Raw genomic sequence first — 9,772 nt, forward strand, 5'->3', positions numbered from 1 at the left:
GTCGCGAGCAGCGGCAGGTCGTGGCGATGCAGCCTGCGTGTCATTGGATTGCCGCGCTTCGCTCGCAATGACGGAGGCTTTGTCGTCGCGAGCTGTGGCACGTCGTGGCGATGCAGCCTGCGTGTCATTGGATTGCCGCGCTTCGCTCGCAATGACGGAGGCTTTGTCGTCGCGAGCTGTGGCACGTCGTGGCGACGCAGCCTGCGTGTCATTGGATTGCCGCGCTTCGCTCGCAATGACGGTGGCTTTGTCATCGCGAGGTACGAAGCGATCCATGGGTTGCCGCGCTTCGCCCGACATGAAGCTAGCCACTTTCATCTGCGCCAGCGCCTGAAAAGCACCCCGCGCTTTGCCGCCCAGCTCGCCTTTGAGCGCACCCAAATTGCGACCCATGCCCATCTGGCGGCCGTGTTCGTCCACCACCAGCAGGTTCATGAACAAATGCGGGCTGAGCATCTCGTGTTTGAAGTCGGTGCGCTTGATGTCCAGGCTGGTTTCGTCGCGGCACTTTTTCAGCAACACATCGGTCAATGAGCCGCTGCCAAACAACTCGGGCGCCGACAGCTCGGCCGCCAAGCGCGTGGCCGATTCGGGCAGTGGCACAAAGCGGCTGCGCGGGCGCTGCGGCAGGCTTTTGAGCAGGGCCTGGATTTTGTCTTTCAGCAAGCCGGGCACCAGCCATTCACAGCGGTCTTCGCTCACTTGGTTGAGCACAAACAAGGGCACTGTGACGGTGACGCCGTCGCGCGCATCGCCCGGCTGGTGCAGGTACACCGCCGAGCAGTCGGTGCCGCCCAAACGAATCTGTTTGGGAAAGGCCTGCGTGGTGATGCCTGCGGCCTCGTGGCGCATCAGCTCTTCGCGGCTCAGCAGCAACAAGCGCGGCTGTTTGGCGGTCTCGGTGCGGTACCAGTCTTCCAGCAAGCGGCCGCTGCACACCTCGCGCGGGATTTGCTGGTCATAAAAAGCGTAGATCAGCTCCTCGTCCACCAGCACGTCTTGGCGGCGCGACTTGTGCTCCAGCTCTTCGACTTTGGCGATCATCTGGTGGTTGGCCGCTAAAAACGGCAGCTTGGTTTCCCACTGGTCACCCACCAGTGCTTCGCGGATGAAAATCTCGCGCGCGCCGTGCAAGTCCACCCGGCTGTAGGCCGTGCGCCGGCCGCTGTAGACCACCAAGCCATAGAGCGTGGCGCGTTCCAGCGCCACCACTTCGGCCGACTTCTTTTCCCAATGCGGGTCGAGCACTTGTTTCTTGAGCAAATGCGCGCCGACTTGCTCCAGCCACTGCGGCTCAATCGCCGCAATGCCCCGGCCAAACAGGCGCGTGGTTTCCACCAGTTCGGCCACCACGATCCAGCGGCCCGGTTTTTTACTCAGGTGCGCGCCGGGGTGTTTGTGGAACTTGATGCCGCGTGCGCCCAGATAGGCTTCTTCGTCTTCCAGCTTATAGCCCACGTTGCCCAGCAGACCCGCCAACATGGACAGGTGCAGTTGCTCATAACTGGCCGGCTGCGTGTTGATGCGCCACTTGTGCTCGGCCACCACAGTCAGCAGTTGGGTGTGGGTGTCGCGCCACTCGCGCACCCGGCGGATGTTGATGAAGTTTTGCCGCAGCAACTGTTCATATTGGCGGTTGCTGAGTTTGTGGGTGGGCTGCGCGGTTTGGGCTGCGCCATTGCGGGCAATGACGTGACGTGGCGATCCAGCCTGAACACCACTGGATTGCCGCGCTTCGCTCGCCATGCCCTTGTTCGATTGACGCGCTTGGCTCGCCATTCCCTTGTTCGATTGAAGCGCTTGGCTCGCACTAAGGTGACTGGATTGCCGCGCTTCGCTCGCCATGCCCTTGTTCGATTGCCGCGCTTGGCTCGCTATGACGGAGGGTTTGTCATCGCGAGGCACGAAGCGATCCATGATTTTCTGTCCGCTTTGCATGCCCGCACTTGAAATGACGGCAGAACGGGCATGTGGTTCGCCGCCCCGGGCGTCGTGGATCCATTTCCACAGCTTCAAATAGCCGGTGAATTCGCTCTTGTCGTCGTCGAACTTGGCGTGTTGCTGGTCGGCCTGGGCCTGCGCGTCCATGGGGCGGTCGCGCACGTCTTGCACGCTCATGGCGCTGGCGATCACCAGCACTTCGTCCAGCGCTTCGCGGCCACGCGCTTCCAAAATCATGCGACCCACACGCGGGTCCAGCGGCAGGCGGGCCAACTCTTGGCCAATCGGGGTGAGTTCATTGTCGTCGTCGACTGCGCCCAACTCGGCCAGCAACTGGTAGCCGTCGGTGATGGCGCGTTTGGACGGCGCTTCGATGAAGGGAAAGTCTTCCACCACACCCAGGTGCAGCGACTTCATGCGCAAAATCACGCCCGCCAAAGACGAACGCAAAATTTCCGGGTCGGTGAAGCGTGGGCGACCCGCAAAGTCTTTGTCGTCGTACAGGCGAATACAAATGCCGTTGGCCACCCGGCCGCAACGGCCCGCGCGCTGGTTGGCCGCAGCCTGGCTGATCGGTTCAACCATGAGTTGTTCGACCTTGCTGCGCAGGCTGTAGCGCTTGACGCGGGCCGTGCCGGCGTCAATCACGTAACGGATGCCCGGCACGGTGAGCGAAGTCTCGGCCACGTTGGTGGCCAGCACAATGCGCCGGCCATTGGACGCTTCAAAAATCTGGTCTTGCTCAGCCTGCGACAGGCGGGCAAACAGCGGCAGCACTTCGGCGTTGCGGGTCAGCGGCTGGTGCGACAGGTGTTTGCGCAGGTGGTCGGCGGCTTCGCGGATCTCGCGCTCGCCGGGCAAAAAGATCAGGATGTCGCCCGCGGTTCCGCCTTGCCAGAGTTCGTCCACCGCATCGGCCATGGCCTCGTTCAAGCCGTAGTCGCGCGATTCTTCAAACGGGCGGTAGCGCTGCTCCACCGGGAAAGTTCGACCAGACACCATGATGACCGGGGCCGGACCATGGCGTGAGGCAAAGTGTTTGGCAAAGCGGTCGGCGTCGATGGTGGCCGAGGTGACCACAATTTTGAGGTCTGGGCGGCGCGGCAAAATCTGGCGCAGGTAGCCCAACAAGAAGTCGATGTTCAGGCTGCGTTCGTGCGCCTCGTCGATGATGAGGGTGTCGTAGGCTTGCAGCAGCGGGTCGGTCTGGGTTTCGGCCAGCAAGATGCCGTCGGTCATCAGTTTGACGGATGCGTTTTTACTCAGACGGTCCTGGAACCGCACCTTGAAACCCACCACCTCGCCCAGCGGGGTCTTGAGCTCTTCGGCAATGCGCTTGGCCACCGAGCTGGCCGCAATGCGGCGGGGCTGGGTATGGCCGATCATGCGGGCGCGTTCACCCGGCTTGGCGTTGAGCTTGCCGCGCCCCAGCATCAGCGCGATTTTGGGCAGCTGTGTGGTCTTGCCCGAGCCGGTTTCACCACACACGATGATGACCTGGTGCTGGTCCATGGCGGCCATGATTTCGTCACGGCGGGCCGAGACGGGCAGGCCTTCGGGAAAGTCGATTTGCAGGGGGGTGGGGTTGGCGGGCTCGGTCACGGCCTGCATTATCCCACGACACGTGTTCACGTGCTACACTGGTTCACGTGAACTTTCTGGACGGAGATTTTTCATGACCAATCTGACCATTTCGCTCGACGAAAACCTTGTCAAACAAGCCCGCATCAAAGCCATCCAAGAAGGCACCTCGCTGAGCGCCAAGGTGCGCGAGATGCTGGCGGCCTATGTGCGGCAAGACATGCCTGCCGCCCCGGTGGTGATTCCCAAGTTGCCGGTGTCTCAAGCCCGTGGGGGTCTCAAGCCGGGCATAGACCCCAGCAGCAACAGTTCCTTCTACGACGCCATGGACGCGGGCATGGATCTGAAAAATCTGGCATGACCCCAGACGTGAATGTGTTGGTGGCCGCTTTCAGGCCCGACCATCCCCACCACCCAGTCGCCCGTACATGGCTGGATGAAGCCGTGCGCCAAGCTGCCCACGGGCGCAACAGTTTGGTGCTGCTGGGCACCGTGGTCACGGGCTTTTTGCGCATCACCACCCACCCCAAGATTTTCAAAGAAACCGATCCCTTGCAGCATGTGACCGACTTTGTGGACAGCCTGCTCAGCTGTCCCGGCGTGCAGTTTCAGCCCCAAGGAACGAACTGGCCGCATCTGCGGCAAGTGTGTCTGACGCAACAAGTCAGCGGCAATCTGATCACCGATGCGTGGATCGCCGCAACGGTGATGCAATCCGGTGAGACACTCTGCACATTCGACCGCGATTTTTCGCGTCTGCTGCCTGCAGACCAACTTCTTTTGCTCAAGCCCTGAACCCACTGTCATCGTCCATGTCCACCGTCTTCAATTTCACCTTCGTGCCCTGGTTCCGCTCGGTCGCGCCTTACATCCACATGCACCGAGGCAAGACCTTTGTGGTGGGCATCGCGGGCGAGGCCATTGCCGCAGGCAAGCTGCAAAACTTGGCGCAAGACCTGGCGCTGATCCAGAGCATGGGCGTGAAGATCGTGCTGGTGCACGGCTTTCGCCCGCAGGTGAACGAACAGCTCAGGGCCAAGGGCCACACCCCAAAATACTCGCACGGCATCCGCATCACCGACAGCGTGGCTTTGGACTGCGCCCAAGAGGCAGCGGGCCAGTTGCGCTACGAGATTGAAGCGGCTTTCAGCCAGGGCCTGCCCAACACGCCCATGGCGGGCTCCACCGTGCGGGTGTTGTCGGGCAACTTCATCACGGCCAGGCCCGTGGGCATTGTGGACGGTGTGGATTTCATCCACTCGGGCTTGGTGCGCAAGGTCGACGTCGACGGCATCATGCGCACGCTGGACATGGGCGCGATGGTGCTGCTCTCGCCCTTTGGTTTTTCGCCCACGGGCGAGGCCTTCAACCTGGCCATGGAAGAAGTGGCCACCAGCGTGGCCACCGAGTTGCAGGCCGACAAGCTGATTTTTTTGACCGAGGTGCCGGGCATTCGCATCGAGCCACACGCACCCGCCAGCGAAGACAACCCCATCGACACCGAACTGCCGTTGGCCGCTGCCAAGCAGTTGCTGGCCTCGCTGCCTCGGCCAACCGAGCCGACCGACATCGGTTTTTACCTTCAGCACTGCGTCAAAGCCTGCGAAGAAGGCGTGGAGCGCTCGCACATCCTGCCCTTTGCGGTGGACGGCTCGCTGCTTTTAGAGGTGTATGTGCACGACGGCATCGGCACCATGGTCATCGACGAGAAATTGGAAGAGCTGCGCGAGGCCACCGCCGACGATGTGGGCGGCATCTTGCAACTGATTGAGCCGTTTGAGAAAGACGGCACCTTGGTCAAGCGTGACCGCACCGAGATCGAGCGCGACATCGACCACTACACCATCCTCGACCACGACGGCGTGATCTTTGCCTGCGCCGCGCTCTACCCCTACCCCGAAGCCAAGACGGCCGAGATGGCGGCACTCACCGTGTCGCCCCATTCGCAAGGCCAGGGCGACGGCGAAAAGGTGCTCAAGCGCATCGAACAACGCGCCCGCGCCATGGGTGTCAAAAGCATTTTTGTGCTCACAACGCGCACCATGCACTGGTTCATCAAACGCGGCTTTGTGCAGCACGACCCCGACTGGCTGCCCGAAGCGCGCAAACGCAAATACAACTGGGACCGCAAAAGCCAAGTGTTGGTGAAAAAACTTTGAGCTTGCCTTGGCTGCTTGGCTGCTTGGCTGCTTGGCTGCTTGGCTGCTTGGCTGATCAGCTGCTCAGATGGTTCGGAGGACTTCGTCCGTCAAGGCCACCAAGTCGGTGTCTGAAATGAGGGTGACACGATTTTCTGCCGCATAAAGACCGGCTTTAGCGCTGACTTGCCCCAATGTGATGCAAACGCTGTGGCTGGCCTGGAGCGTGTCGCGCTGAGCCACCAACTCGCGCAAGGGCTCAACGCCGATGGTCGCCGCTTTCCAGCGCTTGGCACTGACCACGGTGAGCACCCCTTTTTTTTCCAGCTGCAAGTCGGCTGCGCCATTCAAGTGGGTGACGGTGTAACCCTGGCGCGCAAAGGCGGATTCCAAGACCGCTGAAAAATCACGCCAACCCATGCTGGACAGGCTTTGCATCGCCTTCTCGACCACCGCCGCGCTGGGCAGCTTGCGCTGTCGCCAAGCAGCCATGCAAGCAATCACAAAAAATGGAAAACCTCCCAACATGCCCACACCTGCGTACTCTTTGGGCAACAAAGCCCCTGCGCCCAGCGCAATCACGGCCACCAACAAAAAGCTCACCCACCAAGGCGAGCGCAACAAGACCGCAAAAAGCGACTTCTCTGACATTTTGAATTTCACAAACGACTCCGGTCAACGGGGGCCAACACTGCGGCAAAACCATGCGGCAAAACCATGGGCACAAAAAAACAAGCCCGATTGTCCACCATCGTTATGCCCCATACCTTGAGCCAAGCCGTGCAGGGGCCATGCGCAAGCCAACCAACAAGCCAAGGCCGCCGTGATGCCCAAGGCTGCAGCTGCAGACAATCGTGCAAGTGACTGCCATGCAGCGATCCGCGTGCTTCAATCGACCAGATGCCTTGCCTTGTAAACCCTTGGAGATGCCATGGTCCACTACTTTGACGAAGCCCGTGTGCAGCAACTGCTGAGCGTGCCCGACCTGCTCAAGAGCGTGCGTGAAGCCTTGGTGGCCTTGACGCTGGGCCAGGTGGTGCAGCCCCTGCGCATGGTCATGCCCATCGGCGATGCCGCCCAGGACGGCCTGCTGTTTTTGAAACCCGCCCAACTGGGCGACGCGCTCAGCACCAAACTCATCACCTTGGTCCCGGGTAACGCGCAAAAAGGTTTGCCCACTTTGCTCAGCACCATCGTGCTGATGGACCCGGCCACGGGCCAAACGCTGGCGGTGATGGAGGGCAACACCATCACCGCCATGCGCACGGCAGCGGCCTCTGCCGTGGCAGCCGACGCACTGGTGCCGCGCACCCCCCAAGTGGTGGCCATGCTGGGCAGCGGTGTGCTGGCCCGCAGCCACGCGCAAATGCTGCGCGCCGTGCGCGAGGTCAGTGAGATTCGGGTGTGGAGCCCCAACGCGGCCAACGCGCAGCAATGCGCACGCGACATCAGCGGCGTGGCTTGTGCCAGCGCCGAAGCGGCGGTGCGCGGGGCCAACATCGTGTGCACCGTGACCAACGCCAGCACGCCGGTGCTGCACGGCGCTTGGCTCAAGCCCGGGGCATTTGTCGCCGCCGTGGGCGCGCCCCGCCCCACTTGGCGCGAATTGGACGACGTGGCCATGAATCATTGGGTGGTGGCCGACCAGCGCGAAGCGGCCGAAAAAGAATCGGGCGATGTGTTGCTCTCAGGCGCCCAAGTGGCAGCCGAGATCGGCGAGGTGTTGTGTGGCCGCGTCGCGCCACCGCCTGCGGGCACCACCATCATTTTCAAGTCGCTTGGCCAGGCGGTCGAAGACACCGTGGCCGCCCGTTTGGTCTACCGCGCCGCCTTGGCCGAAAGCGCCCGCACATGAAGCGCGCCGACGTGGTGATCGTGGGCAGCGGCGTGATGGGCGCGGCCACCGCCTATTGGTTGACCCGCTTGCAGCCGGGGCTGAGCGTCACCCTGGTCGAGTCGGACACGCGCTTTGAGAAAGCCTCATCCTCGCTCTCGGCCAGCTCGATTCGCCAGCAATTCACCTGCCCGGTCAACATCCGCTTGAGCCAGTACGGCATCGCGTTTTTGCGCGAGGCCGAGCAGCACCTGGCCCTGCCCGACCACCCGGTGGCACTGGGCTTGCAAGAACCCGGTTACCTGTACCTGGCCCAGCCCGAACAGGTGAGCGCCCTGCAAACCGCGTACCACATTCAAAAACAAGCCGGGGCCGACGTGGCCTTGCTGGGCCCCGAAGCGCTGCGCCAGCGCTACCCATGGCTCAACGTGGACGATGTGGCGCTGGGCAGCTTGGGCCTGAGCGGTGAGGGCTGGTTTGACGGTCCGGCCCTGCACCAGGCTTTTTTAAAGAAAGCCCTGGCGCAAGGCGTGACGCGCGTGCACGACCGGGTGGTGGGCATGGACCACACGGCCCAGCAGCTCAGCGCGGTGCGGCTGGCCAGTGGCGCCAACTTGCCCTGCGGCCAAGTGGTCAATGCCGCTGGACCTTGGGCCGCCGAGGTGGCGGCCATGGCCGGGGTGGCCTTGCCGGTCGAAGCTGCGCGGCGCACGGTGTTTGTGCTGTCTTGCCCCGAGGTGCTGGCGCAGTGCCCCTTGCTGATCGACCCCAGCGGTTGGTGGCTGCGGCCCGAAGGCCGGTTTTTGATCACCGGTGCCGAGCCCTTGCACACCGCACCCGGCCTGCCGCTGGAGCCCGATTGGAACGAGTGGAGCGACGAACAATGGGCCTCACTGGCCCACCGCATCCCGGCGCTGGCCGCTTTGCGTGTCGAGCGCGCCTGGGCGGGCTATTACGAGATGAACAACTTTGATCACAACGCCGTGATTGGCCCGCACCCGGAGCTGAGCAACCTGTATTTCATCAACGGTTTTTCGGGCCACGGCATGCAGCACGCAGCGGGCGCGGGCTTGGCGTTGGCCGAATGGATGCTGAATGGGCAATCTCAAACCATCGCCGTGGATGAACTGGGTTTTGAGCGCTTGCTGGAGAACCGGCCGCTGCGTGAGCTGCAGGTGATTGGCTAAGGCCCTGCGGCCCACAAAATGACCAACACTGGGCCCCAAGCCTGCGCGCAAGCCACAACTGGCGCATCAGCCTTGGGGCAGAGGGCAAATTTAAAAACACCATGAATAAAGGACTTAGCCCCTTGCGAAGCTAAGTCCTTGGTTCATTTGGTCGGCGTGGCGGGATTCGAACTCGCGACCCCTTGCACCCCATGCAAGTGCGCTACCAGGCTGCGCTACACGCCGACAAGCGTTGGATTATAGCGTGAATAAAGCCATGCTCAGTCACTGAGCAAGTCACGGATTTGCATCAGCGATTCGCGGATCGCACCATCTGATCTGGGGTCTGAGTTTGGATTTGAGCCCAAAAAATGCAACTTCAAGTTGCCCGCTTGTTTTTCATGCGCCAGCGCCTGCTCATCGGCCGACCCAGCGTGAAGGGCTTCGTCTGCAAAGTCAGCGTACAGCGCGGCAACATCCATGTTCTGGGGATCGTTGTGCATCAACTCCAAGAGTTTATTGCGGGCACCGCTGATGGTGAAACCTTGGTCATAAAGCAAGCCGCGAATGCGCCGAATCATCATGACTTCATGACGTTGGTAGTAGCGACGGTTTCCCCGGCGTTTGACCGGTCGCAGTTGCGTGAATTCTTGCTCCCAATAGCGCAAGACGTGGGGCTTGACACCACACAGCTCGCCCACCTCACCTATCGTGAAATAGCGCTTGGCTGGAATGATGGGAAGCAAAGAGTCCATAACTGACAACGGGTGGCCTGAAAAGAGTGGAGCTTACTGCAAGTGTATTGGCCAAGTCCAGCACGATCGCTCTTGCCTGGCGCGGCCTTGATTTGTAAAGAGCAAACTCAAAAAACACACGACAAAATCAGCTTTGCTGGCACTCATCAAGAGGCTTCAACAAAAAAGCCTAAGTAGAAACTACTTAGGCTTTTAGGTTTTGGCGGAGTGGACGGGACTCGAACCCGCGACCCCCGGCGTGACAGGCCGGTATTCTAACCAACTGAACTACCACTCCTGATAGCTGTAACTTCTGCCAGTGCCTGAACAGCCTGGCCAAGTGCTACAAAACTTGGCGACCCTACGGGGATTCGAACC

General features: G+C 61.4%; 8 protein-coding genes and 2 tRNA genes. 5 read left to right on the plus strand and 5 right to left on the minus strand.

Annotation, left to right across the window (positions count from 1 at the left end; all coding sequences use genetic code 11):
* Window positions 1-3,510, minus strand: a 3,510-nt coding sequence (gene hrpA, locus ACIQ39_RS16655; protein ID WP_396435729.1) for an ATP-dependent RNA helicase HrpA, incomplete at its 3' end; no start/stop codon positions are given.
* 106 nt (window positions 3,511-3,616) lie between these two features.
* On the opposite strand from hrpA, the gene ACIQ39_RS16660 reads away from it, so the two are divergent.
* From ACIQ39_RS16660 to argA, 3 genes are read left to right on the plus strand one after another with little or no spacing between them, the layout of a single operon-like run.
* Window positions 3,617-3,883 carry a ribbon-helix-helix protein, CopG family gene (locus ACIQ39_RS16660; RefSeq protein WP_396435722.1) on the plus strand — a complete coding sequence of 89 codons (267 nt, stop codon included), beginning with the start codon at window positions 3,617-3,619 and terminating at the stop codon, window positions 3,881-3,883.
* Window positions 3,880-4,317 (plus strand): TA system VapC family ribonuclease toxin, encoded by a 438-nt coding sequence (locus ACIQ39_RS16665; RefSeq protein WP_396435723.1) that lies wholly within the window; start codon window positions 3,880-3,882, stop codon window positions 4,315-4,317. Before ACIQ39_RS16660 ends, ACIQ39_RS16665 begins: the two co-directional genes overlap by 4 nt.
* Before the next feature lie 17 nt (window positions 4,318-4,334).
* Complete coding sequence (gene argA / locus ACIQ39_RS16670) at window positions 4,335-5,681, plus strand: amino-acid N-acetyltransferase (RefSeq protein WP_396435724.1); 1,347 nt, start codon at window positions 4,335-4,337, stop codon at window positions 5,679-5,681.
* Between the two features lie 63 nt (window positions 5,682-5,744).
* On the opposite strand, the gene ACIQ39_RS16675 is transcribed toward argA, so the two are convergent.
* Window positions 5,745-6,323, minus strand: a complete 579-nt coding sequence (locus tag ACIQ39_RS16675; RefSeq protein ID WP_396435725.1) for a restriction endonuclease — start codon at window positions 6,321-6,323, stop codon at window positions 5,745-5,747.
* A 268-nt stretch (window positions 6,324-6,591) separates the two neighbouring features.
* Between ACIQ39_RS16675 and ACIQ39_RS16680 the strand changes: the two genes are divergently transcribed.
* Together ACIQ39_RS16680 and ACIQ39_RS16685 are read left to right on the plus strand one after the other, a co-directional pair.
* The gene (locus ACIQ39_RS16680; protein ID WP_396435726.1) at window positions 6,592-7,515 is read left to right on the plus strand and encodes an ornithine cyclodeaminase family protein; all 924 of its coding nucleotides are present in this window, start codon (window positions 6,592-6,594) and stop codon (window positions 7,513-7,515) included.
* A complete protein-coding gene (locus ACIQ39_RS16685) occupies window positions 7,512-8,681 on the plus strand; it encodes an NAD(P)/FAD-dependent oxidoreductase (protein ID WP_396435727.1) in 1,170 nt (389 codons plus the stop codon). Before ACIQ39_RS16680 ends, ACIQ39_RS16685 begins: the two co-directional genes overlap by 4 nt.
* 148 nt (window positions 8,682-8,829) lie before the next feature.
* On the opposite strand, the gene ACIQ39_RS16690 is transcribed toward ACIQ39_RS16685, so the two are convergent.
* The 3 genes from ACIQ39_RS16690 to ACIQ39_RS16700 form a co-directional block, all read right to left on the minus strand.
* A tRNA-Pro gene (locus ACIQ39_RS16690) sits at window positions 8,830-8,906 on the minus strand.
* 35 nt (window positions 8,907-8,941) lie between these two features.
* The gene (locus ACIQ39_RS16695) at window positions 8,942-9,415 is read right to left on the minus strand and encodes a MerR family transcriptional regulator (RefSeq protein WP_396435728.1); all 474 of its coding nucleotides are present in this window, start codon (window positions 9,413-9,415) and stop codon (window positions 8,942-8,944) included.
* A 200-nt stretch (window positions 9,416-9,615) separates the two neighbouring features.
* Window positions 9,616-9,692 (minus strand) — tRNA-Asp (locus ACIQ39_RS16700).
* Window positions 9,693-9,772: the final 80 nt, after the last annotated feature.

The organism is Limnohabitans sp. (assembly GCF_044361645.1).
Classification (GTDB): Bacteria; Pseudomonadota; Gammaproteobacteria; order Burkholderiales; family Burkholderiaceae_C; genus Limnohabitans_A.